Source organism: Micromonospora sp. NPDC048170 (genome assembly GCF_040652795.1).
Lineage (GTDB): Bacteria > Actinomycetota > Actinomycetes > Mycobacteriales > Micromonosporaceae > Micromonospora.
In genome coordinates this window covers 55,354-76,312 of sequence record NZ_JBEZMR010000031.1, presented here as the reverse complement: position 1 = coordinate 76,312, position 20,959 = coordinate 55,354, and the positions used below count along the sequence as shown (strand labels likewise).

14 protein-coding genes are annotated in these 20,959 nt (G+C 72.2%); 8 read left to right on the top strand and 6 right to left on the bottom strand.

Annotated features, from left to right (window positions below; translation table 11 throughout):
- On the bottom strand, nt 1–1,405 hold a 1,405-nt coding region (locus AB0D32_RS27730; protein ID WP_357096384.1), incomplete at its 3' end, for an N-acetylmuramoyl-L-alanine amidase.
- Between the two features lie 20 nt (nt 1,406–1,425).
- Nucleotides 1,426–2,877, bottom strand: a complete 1,452-nt coding sequence (locus AB0D32_RS27725) for a VCBS repeat-containing protein (protein ID WP_357096381.1) — start codon at nt 2,875–2,877, stop codon at nt 1,426–1,428.
- A gap of 264 nt (nt 2,878–3,141) precedes the next feature.
- On the opposite strand from AB0D32_RS27725, the gene AB0D32_RS27720 reads away from it, so the two are divergent.
- Genes AB0D32_RS27720 through AB0D32_RS27690 form a run of 7 tightly spaced genes read left to right on the top strand, consistent with a single transcriptional unit; the run spans nt 3,142 to nt 15,424 of the window.
- The gene (locus tag AB0D32_RS27720) at nt 3,142–6,417 is read left to right on the top strand and encodes a DUF2961 domain-containing protein (RefSeq protein WP_357096378.1); all 3,276 of its coding nucleotides are present in this window, start codon (nt 3,142–3,144) and stop codon (nt 6,415–6,417) included.
- Nucleotides 6,417–8,540: a family 43 glycosylhydrolase gene (locus AB0D32_RS27715; protein ID WP_357096375.1), complete on the top strand. Its 2,124-nt coding sequence runs from the start codon at nt 6,417–6,419 to the stop codon at nt 8,538–8,540. The genes AB0D32_RS27720 and AB0D32_RS27715 overlap by 1 nt, the downstream gene beginning before the upstream one ends.
- Entirely contained in the window at nt 8,537–10,099 is a 1,563-nt protein-coding gene (locus AB0D32_RS27710; RefSeq protein ID WP_357096372.1) for a sugar ABC transporter ATP-binding protein, read from the top strand. The genes AB0D32_RS27715 and AB0D32_RS27710 overlap by 4 nt, the downstream gene beginning before the upstream one ends.
- Nucleotides 10,096–11,175, top strand: coding sequence for an ABC transporter permease (locus AB0D32_RS27705; RefSeq protein WP_357096368.1), 1,080 nt, complete (start codon nt 10,096–10,098; stop codon nt 11,173–11,175). The genes AB0D32_RS27710 and AB0D32_RS27705 overlap by 4 nt, the downstream gene beginning before the upstream one ends.
- Before the next feature lie 26 nt (nt 11,176–11,201).
- Nucleotides 11,202–12,200: a substrate-binding domain-containing protein gene (locus AB0D32_RS27700; protein ID WP_357096365.1), complete on the top strand. Its 999-nt coding sequence runs from the start codon at nt 11,202–11,204 to the stop codon at nt 12,198–12,200.
- A gap of 60 nt (nt 12,201–12,260) precedes the next feature.
- A complete protein-coding gene (locus AB0D32_RS27695; protein ID WP_357096362.1) occupies nt 12,261–13,793 on the top strand; it encodes an FGGY family carbohydrate kinase in 1,533 nt (510 codons plus the stop codon).
- On the top strand, nt 13,790–15,424 hold the full coding sequence (locus AB0D32_RS27690; RefSeq protein ID WP_357096359.1) for a fucose isomerase: 1,635 nt from the start codon (nt 13,790–13,792) through the stop codon (nt 15,422–15,424). The genes AB0D32_RS27695 and AB0D32_RS27690 overlap by 4 nt, the downstream gene beginning before the upstream one ends.
- A gap of 35 nt (nt 15,425–15,459) precedes the next feature.
- On the opposite strand, the gene AB0D32_RS27685 is transcribed toward AB0D32_RS27690, so the two are convergent.
- The 4 genes from AB0D32_RS27685 to AB0D32_RS27670 all read right to left on the bottom strand — a co-directional run bounded on the left by AB0D32_RS27685 (nt 15,460) and on the right by AB0D32_RS27670 (nt 20,431).
- Complete coding sequence (locus tag AB0D32_RS27685; protein ID WP_357096356.1) at nt 15,460–16,512, bottom strand: LacI family DNA-binding transcriptional regulator; 1,053 nt, start codon at nt 16,510–16,512, stop codon at nt 15,460–15,462.
- Between the two features lie 306 nt (nt 16,513–16,818).
- Nucleotides 16,819–18,078: a glycoside hydrolase domain-containing protein gene (locus AB0D32_RS27680; RefSeq protein WP_357096353.1), complete on the bottom strand. Its 1,260-nt coding sequence runs from the start codon at nt 18,076–18,078 to the stop codon at nt 16,819–16,821.
- A gap of 115 nt (nt 18,079–18,193) precedes the next feature.
- A complete protein-coding gene (locus AB0D32_RS27675; RefSeq protein WP_357096351.1) occupies nt 18,194–19,654 on the bottom strand; it encodes an SDR family NAD(P)-dependent oxidoreductase in 1,461 nt (486 codons plus the stop codon).
- A gap of 129 nt (nt 19,655–19,783) precedes the next feature.
- Entirely contained in the window at nt 19,784–20,431 is a 648-nt protein-coding gene (locus AB0D32_RS27670) for a pentapeptide repeat-containing protein (protein WP_357096348.1), read from the bottom strand.
- Nucleotides 20,432–20,626: 195 nt separating this feature from the next.
- Between AB0D32_RS27670 and AB0D32_RS27665 the strand changes: the two genes are divergently transcribed.
- Entirely contained in the window at nt 20,627–20,827 is a 201-nt protein-coding gene (locus tag AB0D32_RS27665) for a hypothetical protein (RefSeq protein ID WP_357096345.1), read from the top strand.
- The last annotated feature ends 132 nt before the right edge of the window (nt 20,828–20,959 follow it).

Here is a 20,959-nt window from a genome sequence, read left to right as displayed (position 1 = left end):
GCCATTTGGTGGATGGGGCGAAGTTGGTGCCGGTGGACAGTGACACGTATACGTCTGCGAGTGTGCCGTGGGTGAAGGCGATGATGTCGTCTTTGCCGTCGCCGTTGAAGTCTCCGGTGAGGAGGGTTTCGCCGTTGAGGCCGAAGAAGTCGTTCCATTTCACTGAGGTGCCTGCGAAGGAGGATCCGGTTGACGATGACACGTACACGTCGTTGAGGGATCCTCGGGTGAAGGCGACCACGTCGTCGCGGCCGTCGCCGGTGAAGTCCGTCGGCGACCCCGCCAGATACCGGCCACCGGAACCGGCACCGGCGTTGACCAGGGAGATGTAGTAGTTCCAGTTCCAGTTCGGGCCGGGGTCGGTGTGGTCGTTGCCCGGCATCTCGTGGTGGCCCCTGATCGCGGTACGGTTCTTCGGCAGGCCGTACTTGTCGCAGAGATAGCGGGTCAGCGCGGCCGACGAGCGGTACATGGCATCGGTGAACCAGGCCGGGTTGTCGACGTAGCCCTCGTGTTCGATACCCACCGAGTACGGGTTCGCCGACCGCGCGTGGTAGGCGGTGTCGCCCTCGCGCACCATCTGGGTGATCTCGCCGTTGCTCGACTTCACGACGTAGTGCGCGCTCACCCCCGCCGACGGGTTCTGGAACCAGCTCACCGTGCCGGCGTACGAGCCCTGGGTCACGTGCACCACCACCGTGGTGATCCGCGAGGAGCGGCCCGCCGCGTAGTTGCCGCCGTACGCCGAGATCCATCGGGCCGGCGCGTACTCCGGCACTGCCGCGGCGAGAGCGCTCGGTGCCGCCGTGCCGGCGGGGCTGACGCGGGCGTAGTCGCCGAGTTCCGGCTGCACCCGCCGCGGCGCGACCCGTACGGAGGCCGTCGTGATGCCGGCCCGGAGGAGGTCGTAGACGTGGTCGGCGTACAGGCGGGCCGTCGCGTCGTCGACGGCGTGCGCGTACCGCGCGACCACCGGGTACCAGGCGGAGATCCGGTCCCGGTCGGCGGCCGTCAACCGCTCGGCGTCGGCGATGTCCCGTAGGAGGGCCGCACCGCCCCGAATGTTTGCCGAGGTCACCGACCTGAGCGCGGCCACCGGCTGCCCGGTCAGCTCGGCCGCCCGTTCCAGAGTGCGCTGCCGGGGGTTGCTGACCAGGTGCATCACGCCGTAGCCGTTGGCCTGGCTGGGCCGGCCCTCGTGCCCGTCGAGCCGGGTCTCGCCGTAGCCGACGGCTACCAGCAGGTCCTTCGGTACGTCGAACTCGCCGGCCGCACGGGCGAAGGCAGTGTCGAGCGGGCTGGTGGACCCGGCCGTCGCGGCGGTGGCCGGTGCGACGGGGCTCAGCAGCGCTGCCGCGAGGACGGCGGCGGCACCCTGGCGCCAGGAGCGTCTGGTGGGTCGCATGATGGTCTCCCGTTCCCGGGTCACAGGGTGGTTTCGCCGTCGAGGCCGAAGTAGTCGTGCCACTTGGCGCTGGCACCGAAGGCGGTACCGGTGGAGAGTCCGACGTAGACGTCGTTCGTGGAGCCCTTGGTGAAGACGACGATGTCGTCGCGGCCGTCGCCGTTGACGTCGGCGAGGTAGGGGAACTCTCCGCCCAGGCAGAAGAAGTCGTTCCACTTGACGGTGGTGCCGGCGAACGAGGTGCCGGTGGAGGTGGCGGCGTAGACGTCGGCGTTGGTGTCGCAGGTGAAGGTGACGATGTCGTCTCTGCCGTCGCCGTTGATGTCGCCGACGCGGGGCTGTTCGGTGCCGACGGCGAAGAGGTCGTGCCACTTCTGGGGGGCGCCGAACGACGACCCGGTGGAGAGGGCGACGATCACGTCCGCCGCGGTGGCGGGTCCCTGGGTGAAGGTGATGATGTCGTCGCGGCCGTCGCCGTTGACGTCGCCGAGGGCGGGGTACTCGCCGGTGATGGAGAAGTACTCGTGCCACTTCACCGCCGTCCCGGCGAACGACGATCCGGTGGAGAGCGCCACGTACACGTCGCCGGCCGCGTTGTGCGTGAAGGCGACGATGTCGTCCCGGCCGTCGCCGTTGACGTCGCCGACCGCGCCGATCTCCGCGCCGGGGGCGAACCAGTCGTGCCACTTCTGGCCGGCGCCGAAGCTGGTGCCGTTCGACAGCGCCACGTACACGTCGCCCGTGTTGCTGTGTGCGAAGGTGACGATGTCGTCCTTGCCGTCGCCGTTGACGTCCCCGGTGGAGGCCGTCTCGCCGCCGATCGAGAAGAAGTCGTTCCACTTCACCGAGGTCCCGGCGAAGCCCGCGCCGGTGGACGTGCTGACGTAGACGTCGGCGAGGGCGTTCTGGGTGAAGGTGAGGATGTCGTCGCGCCCGTCGCCGCTGACGTCGGTGGCGGACCCGCCGGCGATGGCGTGGGTACGCGCCGCCTCGTGGAGCAGGGTCCGTGCCTTGGCCGCCACCTGGTCGTAGCGGTCGGGGAAGCCGGAGCGCTGCACGCACTGGGCGACCTGACCGGCGGTGTAGCGGGGGTTGTTCCGGTCGCAGACGATCGCCCTGGTGACGTACTGCGTGGTGGCGTAGACCGGGTCCATGATCTGCTCCGGGGTGCCCCAGCCGTAGTCCCACCGTTGTTGGAACACCCCGAGCGAGGACTTGTCGCCGCACGGCAGGTTGTTCATGTGTGACTCGACCCAGCCCGCCTCGAACGCGGACAGCATGACCTTGTCGTTGACGTTGTGGGCGCGGGCGACCCGGTAGACGATCACGCTGATCGCGGGGTCGTGGTTGGCGGGGATGGAGGTGCAGGCCAGCGTGCCGATCGGAGCGTCGGCCTGCGCCGGCGCGGTCGCCACGACCGAGGCCAGCGCGGTGCAGAGGCCGACCAGCAGGGCGAGGGGAGTGCGTCTCACGATGCTCCTCTGAGGGATCAGCGGGTGCGGCGAGCGGTTGCGCCGGAGCTGGTCCGGCGCCGGTGCGGGCACCTCCTCGCGAGGGTGGGAAATCGATTGCCGAGGAGTATCGCCAGGAGCCTCACGGCTGTCAATGCGTCCTGCAATCTTCCTTCGGGAACTGAGCGGTGGCGGTAAAGTATTGACATCCCGCGATGTCCCCAGTTAACTGCCGAGCAATCGATTTCCGGCGCGGCAACCGACGGTCATCCTGGAGGGACATCCGTGAAGCCTCACCTCCGCCGCTGGCTGGCTCTCGCCGCGGCGCTGGCGACCATGATCCCCCCGACGGCGGCGCACGCCACCGCGTCCACTCCCACCCCGCGCGGTGCCGCGCCCCTCGCCGCCGTCGACGACAAGGGCCCGGTCGGCTGGGACGTCTACCGCCGGCTCGACCGGCTGTCCGAACTCGCCGCCGGCAGCCGCACCCGGCAGTTCTCCAGCTTCGCCCGGGACGGCTCCAACGACGACGGCTTCGTCGGCACCTACTCCTGCCTGCGCCAGTCCGGCGGCTGCGTCATCGCGGAGGACCGCGGCCCCGGCGAGGTGCAGTCGATCTGGTTCACCCGCGACGACGGCGACGTCAGCGCCACCGGCTGGATCCGGATCGAGCTCGACGGCGTCACGGTGGTCGACACCGGCCTCCAGCGCCTCGTCGACGGCGGCCTCGGCCACCCGTTCGTGTGGCCGCTGGTCACCAACGCCGACCAGACCTCCGGCGGGGTCACCGTCAAGGTGCCGATGCCCTACCGCGACTCCATGCGCGTCACCACCCAGTTCAACCCGCTCTTCCACCACGTCACGTACCGGAAGTTCGCCGACGCCGTCGGGGTGTCCACGTTCGACCCCGCCGACCCCGCCGTCGACGTGGTGGACCGGCTGCGCGCCGCCGGCCTGCGCGACCCGAAGCCCGCCCAGCCCGGCGCGACCACCAGGACTGCCCGGGTCGACGTCCCGGCGGGCGGACGATCGACGCTCGCCACGCTCACCGGTCCCGCCGCCGTCACGGCGCTGCGGCTGCGGCTGCCCGACGCGGCGGCCACCGCGCCGACGCTGTCCGGCCTGCGGCTGCGGATCTCCTTCGACGGGCGGAGCACGGTCGACAGCCCGGTGGGCGAGTTCTTCGGCGCCGGCCTGGGCGAACGATCCGTACGCTCCCTGATGTTCGCCATGGACGCCGCGCAGGGCGGCTGGTACAGCGCCTGGTGGCCGATGCCGTTCCGCTCGACCGCCACGATCACGGTCGCCAACACCACCGGCGTCGCCGTCAACGGCGTCCAGGCGGAGGTGACCACCGCGCCGGGCGCCGCCTGGACCGGCGCGCTCGCGCCCGACGGCGTCGCCGGCTACTTCACCACCCAGTCGCGCCGGGCGGAGACGGTGGGAGGCAGCGACTGGATCGTCGCCGACCAGGCCGGGCGGGGACGGTTCGTCGGCGTGTCCCAGACCGCCCGGGGCCACATCACCGGCGGCAACACCCGCAACTACCTGGAGGGCGACGAGCGCGTCCACGTCGACGGCTCGCCCACGCCGCAGATCTACGGCACCGGCACCGAGGACTTCTACGAGTCCGGGTGGTACTTCAACCGCGGCGAGTACAGCGGCGTCTTCACCGGTAACACCGCCCACCTGTTGCGCTCCGGCGGCTGCGCCGACGAGTGCGACGCCGTCTACCGGTTGATGATCGGCGACGCGGTTGCCTACGCCACGGCGCTGCGCTTCGGCATCGAGCACGGCCCCGCCAACGACATGCCGGCCGAGTACGCCTCGACCGCCTTCCTCTACACCCAGCCGACCGTCGCCCTGCGCCGCACCGACACGCTGGTCACCGGCGACGCGGCCAGCCGCGCCGGGCACGCCTACACCGACTCCGGGGCCCAGTACCCGCTGACCAGCGCGTACGAGGGCGACGACGACAACGCCACCGTCGCCGCCCCGGTGCGCGCCGGCGGAGCCGCCGTCAGCTTCCGGCTCGCCGTCGACCCCGCGAACCTTGGCGTACGGCTGCGCCGGCACGGCGACCAGGCAGCCGGGTACCAGGAGGCCGCCGTGTCGGTCGACGGCCGGCCGGCCGGCGTGTGGCGGCAACCGCTGGGCAACGCCCGGCAGCGCTGGTTGGCCGACGAGTTCGTCCTCCCCGCCGCGCTGACCGCCGGCCGGTCGACCGTCACGGTCACCCTGACCCCGGCGGCCGGCGCCCCGGCCTGGACGGCGGCCCGCTACGAGGCCGACAGCATGGTCACCCCGTTCGTCGACGCCACCGCGCCGGGGGCGGTCACCGGTCTCGCCCTGGCCCGCGGGCGGGTGCACGCCATCGGCCTGTCCTGGTCGCCGTCGCCGGACGACGTGGGCGTCGCGAGCTACCGGGTCTACGCCTCGCGCAACCCCGGCGTCGCGACCACCCCGGCCAACCTGGTCGGCACCACCCGTACGACCACCTTCCGGCACGGCCCGCTGCCGGCCGGACAGACCCGCCACTACCGGGTCGTTGCGGTCGACGGCGCCGGCAACAGTTCCGTGCCCTCGGCCGAGGTGTCGGCGACCACCCGCACCCGCAACACCAGCGACGCCGACGGCGACCGCCGCGACGACGCCGTCGCGTTCACCCGGGGTGCCGCCGCCGACGTGTTCACCTCCCTCTCGGACGGCACCAGGTTCGTGCCGGACAGCCGGAGCTGGAACGACTTCTTCGCCCTCGGCGAGGAGATCCCGTTCACCGGTGACGTCGACGGCGACGGCCGGGCCGACGTCGTCACCTTCACCCGGGGCGACAGCGCCGACGTCTACGTGGGGCTCTCCACCGGCACGACCTACGCCGCCGGCGTGAAATGGCACGACTTCTTCGCCACCGGCACGGAGATCCCCGCGGTCGGCGACGTCGACGGCGACGGGCGTACGGACATCATCACCTTCACCCGGGGCGGAACCGGCGACGTGTACGTGGCGCTGTCGACCGGCAGCGGCTTCGGCCCCGGCGTGAAGTGGCACGACCACTTCGCGCTCGGCGACGAGTTCCCGGCGGTGGGCGACGTCGACGGCGACGGGCGCGACGACATCGTGACGTTCACCCGGAGCGCCACCGGCGACGTGTTCGTCTCCCTCTCCGACGGCACCCGGTTCGTCGAGGACGGCTGGAAGTGGCACGACTCGGTTGCGCTCGGCGACCACCTGCCGGCGCTGGGCGACGTCGACGGCGACGGGCGCGACGACGTCGTGACGTTCACCCGGGGCACCGCCGGAGACGTGTTCGTGGCGCTGTCCGACGGCACCCGCTTCGTCCCGCAGGCCGGCAGGTGGCACGACTGGTTCGCGGTGGGCGACGAGGTGCCCGGCGTGGGCGACTTCAACGGCGACGGAAGGGCGGACCTGGTGACGTACACCCGAGGTACCAGAGCAGACGTGTACGTGGCGCTGTCGACCGGCGGCGGCTTCGGAGCCGGTGTCAGGTGGCACGACCAGTTCGCGCCCGGCACCGACCTGCCCCGGCCGGGCGTGTCGTGATGCGCGCGCCCCGGATGCTCGCGGCGCTCCTGCTCGGCGTCGCCCTGGTGGCCGTCCCGGCCGGACCGGCCGCCGCCGACGTCGTACGGGCCGAGGCGGAGTCGCTGGCGGTGACCTCGTCCACCGCCCCGGTGGAGGCCCAGTCCAACTGCTGCGGGGTCAGCTGGTCGGGCGGCCGGCAGCTCTGGCTGCGTGCCGCCCGGGCGGGGGACTCGGTCACCGTGACGCTGCCGCCGGTGCCCGCCGGGCAGTACGACATCGGCGGCGTGCTCACCCGCGCCGCCGACTACGGCACCCTGCGCTTCGCCGTCGACGGGGTGGCCGTCGGTCAGCTCTTCGACGGCTACGCCCCCACCGTGCGGCGCGCCGAGGCGGTGCCGCTGGGGTCGGCCTCGCTCACCGCCGGCACCCACCGGCTGACGATGACGGTGACCGGCCGCTCCGCCTCCTCCACCGGGTTCTTCGCCGGCCTGGACACGGTCACCCTGCGCCGCGTCGGCCCCCTCGCGGCGGTCACCACCACGCCGTACGAGACGGTGGGCGAGACGCCGGTGCGGGGGCCGCTGACCCGGGTCTACGACCCGGGCGTGGGGGAGCCGGTGGCCTGGTACTACAACGACCACACGATCGTGCGCGACCAGCGGACCGGGCTGTGGCACGCCTTCGCCATCACCCACGCGGAGCCGGGCGCGCCGCAGGACGAGAAGAGCTTCGGCCACGCGACGGCGCCCACGCCCACCGGGCCGTGGACGAAACAGCCACCGGCGTTGACGGCCGACCCGGCGGCGGGCGAACAGTGGATCTGGGCGCCGCACGTCGTCTACGACCGCGGCGTCTACCACATGTTCTACGCGGCGGGCAGTCCCGACTACGCGAACTACCGGATGCACCTGGCCACCTCGACCGACCTGTTCACCTGGACCCGCAGCCCGGCGAACCCGCTGTTCACCGACGGCTGGGAGGGCCGCGATCCGATGGTGACCCGGGTCGGTGACCGGTGGGTCATGTACTACACGGCGACCTCCCATCCGCAGGGCGGCAACCACGTGGTCGCCTACCGCACCAGCACCGACCTGCGCACGTGGAGCGGGCGGGGCGTCGCGTACGCGTCCGCGCAGACCGGGCGGGCGGCCGGGCAGACGGAGTCGCCGTTCGTGGTGCGCCGGGGGGACTGGTGGTACCTCTTCGTCTGCTGCGACGGCACCGACTACGGCGCGGCGTACCGGCGCACCGCGGTCTACCGCAGCCGGGACCCCCTGCGCTTCGAGGGGGCGGAGAAGGTGACCGTGCTCGACGCGCACGCCGCGGAGGTCGTGGTGGACGGTGAGAACTGGTACCTGAGCCACGCCGGTTGGGGGCAGGGCGGGTTGTGGCTCGCCCCGCTGACCTGGTCCACCGGGATCGTCGCCCGGGGCTACCAGGTGAGCACCGGCTTCCTGCGCGCCGACGTGCGGACCTGGCCACACACCCGGATCGCGTCGCTGGCGGTCGATCCCGCCGGGGCGGGGGCGTACCGGCCGGCGCTGGACTCGTCGCATCGGGGGACGGGCCCCTACCTGGCGGTCGGCCGCTTCGACGTCACCGATCGGGCGGGCCCGCCGGCGAGGGTGGACGTCTCCGCCGACGGTTCCCGGCTCAACCTGGTCGGCATCCGGATGGGCGACGAGCCGGTCACCGCCGACTGGCTGCTCACGGTGGCGCCCCGGTGGACCGGGCCGGCGTTGCAGAGCGACGTCACCTTCTCGGTGACCGGCCCGACGACGGCTCCGGTGTGGGAGGTGGCGTTCAACGTCGACGGTGCCCTGCCGGCGGTCGGCGATCCCGCCGTCGCGGCCCGGCCGACGGGGGACGTGACGGGGATGCCGACGTGGTCGATGACCTCGGGCGCGGGCCTGTCGCTGGTCGCCGCGCACCGGTGGGCGTCGGCCTGGCGGGGCGACAACACCTGGTACGACGCCGGCCACTCGATGGCGGCCTGGCAGCCGTTGTGGCGTAACGGCGGCCTCGCGTGGCCCCCGGGGCAGTACCCGGGCGGGACGTGGCGGTTGGCCGCCAGCGGGGTGGAGCGGGACAACGGGTTCGCCGAGACCGTCCACGCGGCCGTGAACGCCGTGCCGTCGTGAGCGACCAGGTGCTCGTCGCGATGTCCGGCATCGCCAAGCGTTTCGGCGGTGTCCACGCCCTGCGCGGCGTGGATCTCACCCTGCGGGCCGGCGAGGTCCACGCCCTGCTGGGGGAGAACGGGGCCGGGAAGTCGACTCTGATCAACATTCTGTCCGGCGTCGTGACCGACCACGACGGGCAGATCTCGGTCGGCGGCGAGCCCGTGCGCTTCGCCGGTCCGGCCGCCGCACAGGCCGCCGGCATCGCCACGATCCACCAGGAACTCGACCTGGTGCCGGCGCTGTCCGTGGCCGAGAATCTCGTGCTGGGCCGGGAACCGCGCACCCGGCTGCGGACGCTCGACCGGCGGGCGATGACCCGCGCCGCCCGCGACTGGCTGGGTTCGCTCGGCGCGGAGATCGATCCGCGCCGGCCCGTCGGTTCGCTGCGCGTCGGCGAGCAGCAACTCGTCGAGATCGCCAAGGCGCTCTCCCTCGACGCCCGCGTCCTCGTCATGGACGAACCGACCGCCGCGCTCGCCGACGCCGAGGTGCGGCGGCTGATGTCCACCATCCACGCCCTGCGCGGACGCGGCGTGGCCGTCGTCTACATCTCCCACCGGCTCGAGGAGATCGAACACATCGCCGACCGGGCCACCGTCCTGCGTAACGGCGAGGTGGCCGGCACGCTGCGCCCGGACCGCGCCGACCGGCAGCGGATCATCACCCTGATGGTCGGCCGCCCGGCGGAGTCACTGTTCGGCGCGGGATCCGGCGGCGTAGGGGCGCCGAGCCCGCCCGGGCCTGCGGTGCTGGAGGTGGACGACCTCGCCGTACGGCCCCGGGTCACCCGTCCCGGGCGCTGCGAGCCCGCAGGCGTCAGCCTGACCGTCCGCGCCGGGGAGATCGTCGGACTGGCCGGCCTGATGGGGGCGGGGCGCACCGAGCTGCTGGAAACCCTGTACGGCGCGGGCCCGCCCGGTCGCCACACCGGCCTGCTCCGGCTGGCCGGCCGCCCGTACGCCCCGCGCGGCCCCCGCCGCGCGCTGCGCGCCGGCGTCGGCTTCGTCCCCGAGGACCGTCGCCGCTCCGCGCTGGTCCTCGAGCACCCCGTCGGCCGGAGCATCGTGCTGGCCGCCCTGCGCCGGTTCACCACCGCCGGAGTCGTCCGCGGTGGACGCGAGCGGGACGCGGTGCGCCAGCAGATCGCCGCGCTGGCGATCAGGACGTCGTCGACCACCGCGCCGGTCGGCGCCCTCTCCGGCGGCAACCAGCAGAAGGTCGTCTTCGCCCGGCACCTGCTCACCCGCCCCCGACTGCTGCTGCTCGACGAGCCGACCCGCGGGGTCGACGTCGGCGCCAAGGCAGAGATCTACCGGCTGCTGCGCCGGCTTGCCGACGACGGGATGGGCATCCTGCTCGCCTCGTCGGAACTGCCCGAGCTGACCGGCGTCTGTGACCGGATCGTGGTGCTGCGGCGCGGACGCGCCGTGGCCGAACTCCCGGCCGACGGGTGCACCGGCGAGGACATCCTGACCGCGGCGATGGGCGGCGCGTCCGCCGGAGGGGTCGACCGATGACGCACCTGCGCGCACCGGGGGAGGAATCCGGCACGCCGGTCACTACGGCGGGCGTCGCCGTCGGCGGGCACCGGCGGTGGCGCCCGCCGGGCGGCCGGGGCGAACTGGTCGAGCGGCTGTTCGCCGTCCAGAGCCTCTTCGCCCTGCTGGTGGTCTTCGTACTGGCCATCGCCGTCTCACCCCGCCGCGACGGCGAGATCCTGTTCCTGTCCACGGAGAACCTCGGCAACATCGTCCGCGCGGTGTCCGAGATCGGGATCATCGCGGTCGGCATGACGTTCGTCGTCCTGCTCGGCGGCATCGACCTCTCCGTCGGCGCTATCCTCGGCCTCTCCGCCGTCGGCACCGCGACGCTGATGGTCGACTCCGGGTTCGGCATCCTTCCCGCGGTCGCCGTCGTACTGCTGATCGGCGCCCTCTTCGGCGCGGTGCAGGGCTACGCGACGGCCCGGCTCGGCATCCAGTCCTTCATCGTCACCCTCGCGGGGCTCCAGGTCGCCCGCGGCCTCGCCCGGATCTGGTCGGGTGGACTCGGCATCCCGATCGCCTACGGCGACGGACCCCAGGAGGCGCCCCCGGCGTTCGAGTTCCTCAACGGCAGCATCAACGGGGTGGTGCCCGTCCCGGCGGTGCTGTTCGTCGGCATTGGCGTGGCCGCGATCGTCGTGTTGCGCAAGACCGCGTTCGCCCGCCACGTCTACGCCATCGGCGGGAACGAGAAGGCCGCCCGGCTCTCCGGCGTGCCCGTGCTGCGGGTCAAGGTCGCGGTGTTCGCGATCGCGGGCCTGCTCGCCGCGGTGGCCGGCATCATCCACGCCGGCCAGCTCAACCAGGGCAGCCCCAACGACGGCGCCGGCTACGAACTGGACGCCATCGCCGCGGTGGTCATCGGCGGCACCAGCCTGGCCGGGGGCACCGGCTCGATGGGCGGCACGCTCGCGGGGGCGCTGCTGCTCGGCATCCTCAACAACATCCTCGCGCTCAACAACATCGACGCCAACGTGCAGCTGCTGATCAAGGGACTGGTGATCGTGGCCGCCGCGGGGCTGCAGAAGCTACGCCGCAGCATCGTCTGAACCGCCACCGAACAAGGAGCGTCATCATGCGCACCCGTACCGTCCTTCTCGCGCTGCTGTGCACCGGCGCGCTCGTCACCTCCACCGCGTGCAGCGTGCAGAAGCCGTCCGAGGGCGGCGACGCGACCGCGAACTGCGGCGCCGGCAGGGACTTCCTGATCGGCATGTCGCAGGCCAACAACGCCGAGCCGTACCGGCAGGTCATGAACAACGACGTGCGGACGGCGGCGAAGAGCGTCCCCGGTCTCACCGTGGTGGTCGCCGACGCGGCGCAGGACAACAGCAAGCAGGTCGCCGACGTGGAGAACTTCCTCACCCAGAAGATCGACCTGCTGATCATCTCGCCGAACGAGGCCAAGCCGCTGACCGCGGTCGTGCAGAAGGCGTACGACCGGGGCACCCCGGTCATCGTGCTGGACCGCAAGGTGGAGGGCGAGGCGTACACGGCGTTCATCGGCGGGGACAACGTCGCGATCGGCCGGGCCGCCGGCGAGTTCTACGCCAACACGCTGCTGCCCGACGGCGGCAAGGTCCTCGAGATCACCGGGCTGCCCGGCTCCACGCCGGCGGCCGAACGCGCCCAGGGCTTCCGGGAGGGCATCGCGGCCAACCCGAAGGTCGACGTCGTCGCCTCCCAGCCCGGGGACTGGCTGCGGGAGAAGGGGCAGTCCGTCGCCGACGCGCTGCTCAAGGCGCACCCGGACGCGGCCGCCGTGTACGCCCACAACGACCCGATGGCCGAGGGCGCGTACCTGGCCGCGAAGGCGGCCGGGCTGCACACGAAGGTGAAGTTCACCGGCATCGACGCGCTTCCGGTGCCGTCGGGCGGCATCAAGGCCGTGGAGCAGGGCCGGCTCGCGGCGACCTTCCAGTACGCCACGGGTGGCCGGGAGGCCGTCGACCTGGCCCGCAGGATCCTGGTCGACTGCGCCAGGGACGTCCCGCGCACCACCACGCTCGACACGATGCGCATCACCAGGGAGAACGCCACCGAGGCGTACGCCAGGCTCGGCGGCGGCGCCTGACCACTGACCGGCGCGGCCCGACGGCCGCGCCCCGGACCCGGAGATCGGGGGAGACCTGGCATGACGGTGACGGCGGTGGTCGGGGTCGACATCGGCACGTCCAGCAGCAAGGGCGTCCTGGTCGACCTGTCCGGGCGCGTGCTGCGCACCCGCGTCCGGGAGCACCGGGTGGACCGGCCGCGGCCGGGCTGGGTGGAGATGGACGGCCGGATCTGGTGGGACGAGTTCGTCGCCCTCACCCGTGACCTGCTCGCCCCCGGCGACGCCCACGTCGTGGCGGTCGGGGTCAGCGGGATGGGACCGTGCGTGCTGCTCACCGACGGCCTCGGCACGCCCCTGCGACCGGCCATCCTGTACGGCGTGGACACCCGCTCCACGCCGCAGATCGCCCGGCTCACCGCGCTCCTCGGCGCGGACGAGATCCTGCGGCGGTGCGGCTCGGCGCTGTCGACCCAGGCGGCGGGGGCGAAGGTCGCCTGGGTCGCCGACGCCGAGCCGGAGCTGTTCCGCCGGGCCCGGCGGCTGTTCATGCCGAGCTCCTGGCTGGTCTTCAAGCTGACCGGCCGGTACCTGCTCGACCAGCACTCGGCCAGCCAGTGCACCCCGCTGTACGACAGCGCGGCCCAGGGCTGGTACGGCCCCTGGGCCGACGAGATCGCCCCGAAGCTGGACCTGCCCGACCTGCGGTGGCCCGGCGACGTGGCCGGCGCCGTCACCGCCGAGGCAGCCGCGGCCACCGGTCTGGCACCGGGCACCCCGGTCGTCACCGGCACGATCGACGCCTGGTCGGAGGCGGTCAGCGTGGGCGCCCAGGGCGTCGGCGACCTGATGCTCATGTACGGCACGACGATGTTCCTGGTGCACACGGTGCCGCACCGGCTGACCAGCCCGTCGCTGTGGGGCACCGTCGGCGCGCTGCCGGGCACCCGCAACCTGGCCGGCGGCATGGCGACCTCCGGGGCGATCACCGGCTGGCTGCGGGAGTTGTTCGACGCCGCCGACTTTCCCGAACTCCTGCGCCTGGCCGAGCTGTCCGGGCCGGGCGCGCGGGGCCTGCTCATGCTGCCGTTCTTCGCCGGCGAACGGACGCCCATCCTCGATCCTGACGCCCGTGGCGTCATCGCCGGTCTGACGCTCTCCCACGGGCGCGGTGACATCTACCGGGCCGCGTTGGAGGCGACCGGGTTGGGGGTGCGGCACAACATCGAGACGATCGAGGCCGCCGGTGGCGACATCCGACGCGTCGTGGCGGTGGGTGGTGGCACCCGGGGCGACCTCTGGACGCAGATCGTCTCGGACATCACCGGCCGGGCGCAGCACGTCCCGTCGGTCACCATCGGTGCCAGCTACGGCGCCGCCTTCCTCGCCGCCGGCGCGGTCGAGCGGGTCGACATCCACCGGTGGAACCCGATCCGGGAGGTCCGCGAGCCGCGTCCGGCGCTCGCCGCCGACTACGACGAGCTGTACCGGCTGTACCGGGAGCTGTACGCCGGCTCGAAATCCGTCGCCCACGCGCTGGCCGCCCGGCAGGCGCGCCTCGCGACCACGCCCCAGCCAGGTACCGACGACCCAGTGGAGGAAGTCAACCCGTGAGCAACTACACCATGCCGGTGCTGGTCGACCCGCCGGCCGCCGCCCCCCGGACGGTCTACACGGTCGCCAGCGGTGACCTGCGGCTGAGCGCGAACGTCACCGGTTGGCCGACCCAGCAACGCCTGGAGACGGATCTCGCCGCCGCGGTGACCGCCCTGGGCTGGCACACCCGGCGGGCCCACCAGGTGGATCCGGCCACCGGGCACGGTTTCGTCGACAGCCAGCGCGCCGGCATCGAGATCTTCCAGCGGATCCCCCTCGACGCCCCGCTCGTCGTCGTGGAGGCGGTGTGGCAGTACAGCCACCACGTGCTGGCCGGGCTGCGCGCCCACCGCGGGCCGATCCTGCTCGTGGCGAACTGGAGCGGGCAGTTCCCCGGCCTGGTCGGCCTGCTGAACCTGGCCGGCAGCCTCACCAAGGCGGGCGTGCGGTACTCGGCGCTGTGGAGCGAGGACTTCACCGACGAGTGGGCCCGCGACGGGCTGAAGGCCTGGCTGGAGACCGGCGAGCTGGTCCACGACGTGAGCCACGTGCGGGACCTGCCGCCGTTGCCGTCCGACCCCGAGGTGGAGCTCGGCGTGGCGCTGGCCCGTCAGCTGCGGCGCCGACCGGCCGTCATCGGCGTCTTCGACGAGGGCTGCATGGGCATGTACAACGCGATCATCGACGACGAGTTGCTCAACCCGCTCGGTGTCTTCAAGGAACGGTTGTCGCAGAGCGCGCTGGTCGCCGAGATGTCGCGGGTGTCCGACGAGGAGGCGTACGCGGTGCGGGCCTGGCTCGACGACGCCGGCATGACCTTCCACACCGGCACCCACGAGGCGACGGAACTGACTGACGCGCAACTGCTCAGCCAGTTCAAGATGTACATCGCCACGCTGCGTATCGCCGACGACTTCGGCCTGGACGCGGTCGGCATCCAGTACCAGCAGGGGCTCAAGGACACGGTGCCGGCGAGCGACCTGGCCGAGGGGCTGCTGAACAACGTGTCGCGGCCGCCGGTCACCAGCCGCGACTCCTCGCGAGAGCTCTATCCGGAGCGCGCCCTGCCGCACTTCAACGAGGTCGACGAGGGCGTCGCCGTCGACTCGCTGGTCACCAACCGGATCTGGACCGCGATGGGGATGGACCCGGCCACGACCCTGCACGACATCCGCTGGGGGGAACAGTACGGGCCGGACTTCGTCTGGGTGTTCGAGATCTCCGGCTCGGTCCCCGCGTCCCACAACGGCGGCTACGACCGGTCGTACAGCATGCGGCAGCCGCCGATGTACTTCCCGCTGGGCGGCGGCACCCTGAGCGGGGTCTCCCGGCCGGGCGAGATCGTCTGGTCCCGGATCTTCGTCATGGACGGGGTGCTCCACGTCGACCTGGGCCGGGGCACCGTGGTCGAGCTGCCCGCCGCCGAGACGGAGCGTCGGCTCCGGGCCACCACCCCCCAGTGGCCGATCATGCACGCCGTGCTGCACGGGGTGGGCCGGGACCAGTTGATGGCCCGGCACCGGGCCAACCACGTCAACGTGGTCTACGCCGACGACGCCGGGGCCGCCGACCGTGCCCTGCGGGTCAAGGCCGCGATGCTCGACGCCCTCGGGGTGCGGGTACACCTGTGTGGTGACGTCGCGCTGTGACCCCGGGGCCGCAGCCGGACGCCGGAGGCATCGGCTCACCGGGTCCGCGCGGGCCCACCCCGGCCGTCCGCGAGCTGCCCCTCCGGCCGGGGGAGGGAGCGGACCGAACTCTCGCGGACCCGCAGGGTCGTCCGCAGGGTGACGGTGGAGGACGCCTTCGCGGGGTTGGCGATGCGTTCGGTGAGCAGCGACGCCGCGGCCCGCCCCAGGTCGTACGTGGGCTGCGCGACGGTGCTCAGCGAGGGCCGGACCAGGTGGGCCCAGGGGATGTCGTCGAACCCGACCACGCCGCACCGGGTGGGGACGACGACGCCGGTGTCGACGAGGCACTCCACCGCGCCCACCGTCATCAGGTTGTTGGTGACGAAGACCGCGTCCGGTGGCTCGGCGGCGTTCAGCAGGGACGCCATGGCCTGGTAGCCGCCGTTCTCCCGGAAGTCGGCGTACCGGATGAGGTCCTCGGTCACGGTCCGGCCGGACGCGCGCAGGGCCTGCTGGTATCCGCGCAGCCGTTGGACGGCGGTGGAGATCCGGCGCGGTCCCGTGATGCAGGCGATCCGCCGGTAGCCGCTGTCGACCAGGTGCGCGGTGGCCGTCTCGGCCCCGTGGACGTTGTCCACGAGCACGGTGTCCACGGACACGCCGTGGGGCTGCCGGTCGATGGCCACGACGGGCATCCCTGCCTCGGTGAGACGGTTGATCAGGGCCGGCCGCCCCGACGGCGAGATGATCACGCCGGCCATCCGCTCGGCCAGGGCCGCGGTCACGTAGCGGGTCTCCTTGTCGGGATCCTCGTCGCCGTTGCAGAGGACCACCGAGAAGCCCGCCTCCTGCGCCACGTCCTCGATGCCGCGCACCAGCGAGGTGAAGAACGGGTTGCCGATGTCGGAGATGATCACCGCCCAGAGGCTGGTGCGCTGCCGGCGCAGGCTGCGGGCCACCGCGTTGGGCCGGTAGTCCAGGTCGAGCATCGCCTGGCGTACCCGCGTCGCCAGGTCCGGATCCACCGACGAGTGCCCGTTGAGCACCCTGGACACCGTCGCCGCCGAGACCCCGGCCGTCCGGGCCACGTCGTAGATGGTCGTCATGCGGCCGTCCCCTGTCGGTGTCTCGCGCCCAGTCCCGCACCGAAAGCGGCCGCAGGAGCGCCACCGTCCGCCGCGGCCCACCATCCGAGGACGGCTAGCCTGAGATCCTAGCCGGCAGGGAATCGATTTCTCAGCCCTGCTCGGCCGCGCGTCCCGCTGAAGCCTCCCGAGCCGTCGACGGCGTTCTCGCGCCCGGCGGTCGGATGTGGACGGTGCGTACGCGGTCGGCGCCGGCCCGGACGACGGAGCGGGGCGCCGCCGGTGGCTGATGCCGGCGACGCCCCGCTCCGATCGGGAGGCGTCAGGTCACCTGCGGGTGATCCGTACCGCGTCGGCCACCACGTAGCCGCTGCCGCCGGTCCAGCGGCTCACCCCGACCTTGTTGCCGTCGCCCGCCGCGAGTGTGAACACGCCGATCGACGTCCACTGCCCGCCGTTGACGCGCTGGTTGACCGACACCGACCGGTTGCCCGAGGTGGTGGCGACGATGTACGGCGTCTGGTCGTTGTAGCCGGGGTCGGCCGGATACCAGACCGAGACCTCGTAGGTTCCCGTCTCCGGGACGTCCGCCCGGTACCAGGCGACGTCGCTGGCCGGCGTCGGGTTCGCGTACCGGTAGTCCGTGCCGAAACGCTTGCTGGAGTACGCCGAGGTGCTCCAGTTGGCGCTGGCCGTGAACCGGCCGGCGGTGGTGTTGTCGATGGTGGTGCTCCACTGCTGCGGCGGCTGCGGGGACGTGCTCACGTCCAGGTAGTTGCGGTCGATCTTCATCGTCACGCCGCCCCAGGTCTCCGTCACGTCCCCGGCGTACTGGTGCAGCCGCTGGTGGTTCGCGTAGTACGCGTCGGAGCAGTAGTCGCCGGCATCGGTGTCGGCCACGCCGTTCCACCAGGCGATCCAGATCTGGTCCAGCCTGGTGTAGCTCTGGTTGTGGTACTCGAGGCAGACGTCCCTGATGCCGGATGATCCGCTGGAGTACATGCCGGCCAGGTAGCCGAGGGTGTGCAGCTGCTCGACCCAGCCGGAGAGGAACGACAGCACCGCGGCGCGGCACGCCGTGGTCGTCGGGTAGTGCTCGATGTCGTTGTAGATCGTGCTGCCGGCTCCGATGCCCAGCGCCCGCGCGGCGTTGGCGGCGCTGTTCGCGGCGGTCCGCCCCTGCGACCGCGCGGTGCCGGGGTCGGCGGACATCTTCGGCGTGCGGGTGCCGCAGGGCGCCTGGTAGCCGAGCTCGATGGGGATCAGCCGCCAGCCGTTGGCGGTCTGGTTGGTGACCCAGGTCGCGGTCAGGTTGGGTTGCGCGCACGTCCGGCTGGCCCCGCTGATGTAGATGCCGACCGCGCGGTACGGCGAACTGGTGCGCCAGGCGTTCATCGCCGACTGCGACGGGGCGGTGCAGGTGTCGAAGCCCTTACCCACGAAGGTGCCGGGCTGTGGCCCGACGGCCGCAGCCTCGGCCTGCGGCTGCGCGGTCACCGCCGGCTCTGCCACGGCCGCCGACCCGAGTGTGATGGTGAGCCCCGTGGCGGTGGCGAGGCTCAACAGCCATGCGGTGGTCCTTCTCATCCGTTCTCCCTCGAAGGATTTCTTACACGAGGTTGATTTCAGTGAAGAACTTTTGCATGCGACATCGAAGGTTGGCAATAACCTGGGCCGCCGTGACGGTGCGTGGAGGCGCCGCTCACCAGGCGCAGGGCGCGTAGTCCTTGAGGAAGCAGCCGTACAGGTCCTCGCCCTGCTCGCCGCGGACGATCGGGTCGTACACCCGGGCCGCGCCGTCGACCAGGTCCAGCGGGGCGTGGAAGCCGGCATCCGCCAGCCGCATCTTCGTCGGGTGGGGCCGCTCGTCGGTGATCCAGCCGGTGTCGACGCTGGTCATCAGGATGCCGTCGGCCAGCATCTCCTGGGCGCTGGTGCGGGTCAGCATGTTCAGCGCGGCCTTGGCCATGTTGGTGTGCGGGTGCCCCGGCCCCTTGTAGCCGCGGCCGAACTGGCCCTCCATCGCCGACACGTTCACCACGTACTTGCGGCGGGCCGTCGCCGCGGCCATCGCCGGTCGCAGCCGGCTGACCAGTACGAACGGCGCCGTCACGTTGCACAGTTGCACCTCGAGCAGCTCCACCGGGTCGACCTCGTGCACCCGCTGCACCCAACTGTTGACCGGGTCGAGGTCCGGCACCAGGCCGCCGGCGTCGATGGCGGTGGCCGCCGCGATCCGTTCCGGCGAGGCGGAACCGCTGGTCAGCGCCAGCGCGGTGAGCGCGTGCGGGGCGATCGTGGCCGAGCCTGGCGAGTCGGTCAGGCTGCCCGCCGTCTCGCCCCGGCCGGCCGGTTTGGCGAACGTGACGATCTCCGGCAGGGGGCCGTCCGGCAGGGCCGCCGCCTCCGCGGCGACGAGCTGCGCGTACGCCCCGGGCGTGCGGCGGACGGTCTGCGCCGCGTTGTTGATCAGGATGTCGAGTGGCCCCTGCTCGCTGACGGAGTCGGCGAGGGCGATCACCTGGGCGGGGTCGCGCAGGTCGATCCCGACCACCCGCAGGCGGTGCAGCCAGTCCCCGCTGTCCGGCATCGCGGCGAACCGGCGGACCGCGTCGTGCGGAAACCGGGTGGTCACCGTGGTGTGCGCGCCGTCGCGCAGCAGCCGCAGCGCGATGTACATGCCGATCTTCGCCCGGCCACCGGTGAGCAGCGCGCGCCGGCCCGTCAGGTCGGTACGGGCGTCGCGGCGCTCCCGGTTGACCGCCGCGCAGGGCGGGCAGAGCTGGTGGTAGAAGGCGTCCACCTCGCGGTAGCGCTGCTTGCAGACGTAGCAGCCGCGCGGGTTGTGCAGGAAGCCGGCCGTGGTGCCCTCGGTGGGGGAGGCGAGCGGGATTCCCTGGGTCTCGTCGTCGATCCGGCCCGGGGCACCGGTGGCGGTCGACGCCGTCACCGCGCGGTCGGCCGCCGCGATGGCGTCCCGCCGTTCCTCGCGCCGGCGCTGCTTGATCACCTTGTAGAGCCGCGCGGTGGCCCGCTGCACCCGCACCACGTCGGGGTGGTCGGATGGCAGGCTCTCCAGCGCCTCGAAGACGCTGAGACAGATCTCCAGCTGGCTCCGGTCGATGCCGTCGTGGTCCGTTTCGGTGGTTCTGTCCGCTGCCATGCCGTTGCTGTCTCGTCCCGTTCCCCGTGCCGGATCTCCCCGGCCCCTGCCAAGTCCGACCCGGAACTGTACGCACCGCACGGGCGCCGGCGCATCCCGCGTCGGCGCCCGCACCCGCTCACGCCGGGCTCACTCGCCGTCGGCGTCCTCGATGCGGATCCCCAGGGCTCCCGCCAGGGTGTAGGAAAGGGCGGCGAGGTCCTGGTGGGCGACGACTGCCCCGGCCATGCTCGTCACACCGCCGATTCCGGCCAGGATGCAGTTGGCGAACCGGGTACCGTCCAGCGTCGCATGGGAGAACTGCGCCCCGGTCAGGTCGCAGTTGGTGAAGCGGGCCCCGCCGAGGTCCGCGTTCTGGAAGTCCGCCCGGGTCAGGTTGCACCCCTCGAAGGCGACGCTGGAGAAGTTCGTGAATCGCCACGACGACAGGTCCAGCCGGCAGTCCGAGACGGTGACGTCCCGTAGCCCACCGTTGATCCATTGCACGCCTGTCATCCGCAACGTCGACAGTCGTACCCGCAGCATCGACGACTTCTCCGCCCGCAGGTTCGCCAGGTTCGTGCTCTCGAACAGGCAGTCGGTGAACTTCGCGCCCTCCAACTGGGTACTGCTGAGGTCCGTGCCCTTGAATCGGCATTGAGCGAACTCGACGTCGTCCGCCGATTGCCCGGACAAGTCAAGATCGACAAATCCCAGCCGCCGGAACGTGGCCTCGTCCTCGACGGCGGCGCTCTCGACCGTCGCCAGCTCGAGCGATGCGGGAGGCTTCGGCTTCACCGGCGGTCGCCACCGGCCAGGACCACGACGCGACGATCCCACAACCATCCCCGCACGCTAGCCGACAGTCAGCTGGCCGGGACGGCCGCACCACCCGCATTGTTCCGGGATAGGGCGCGCATAGCGTCGTCCCCGAGACTTGGCTGGGACCGGCGCGTCAGCCGTCCACATGGATTCGACCATGAGGAGAAACGCATGTCGTACGACACGAACTCGGGCGCTGGCACCGTCACGCCCGCCACCGAGAAGTTCATCGACCTCGACGACCTGGACTTCGCCGCCCTGGAGGTCGAGGGCACCGACGAGGTTGCCGGTGGCTTCGGGTTCCGGTGGACCGACTGGTGCTCGATCAGCAAGGCCTGCGGGACCGCCGGGTGCAACGACGGCAGCTACTGAGCCACCCGACATCGTGTGCCGGTGAGCGACCACGTTGCCCGGCAGCGGTGTGACGACGGTACGGGGTCCGGGGCTGGTGCCTCCGGGCCCCGTACCGGTCCGGCACGCCGTCGTGACCTGCGTCGATGTCGG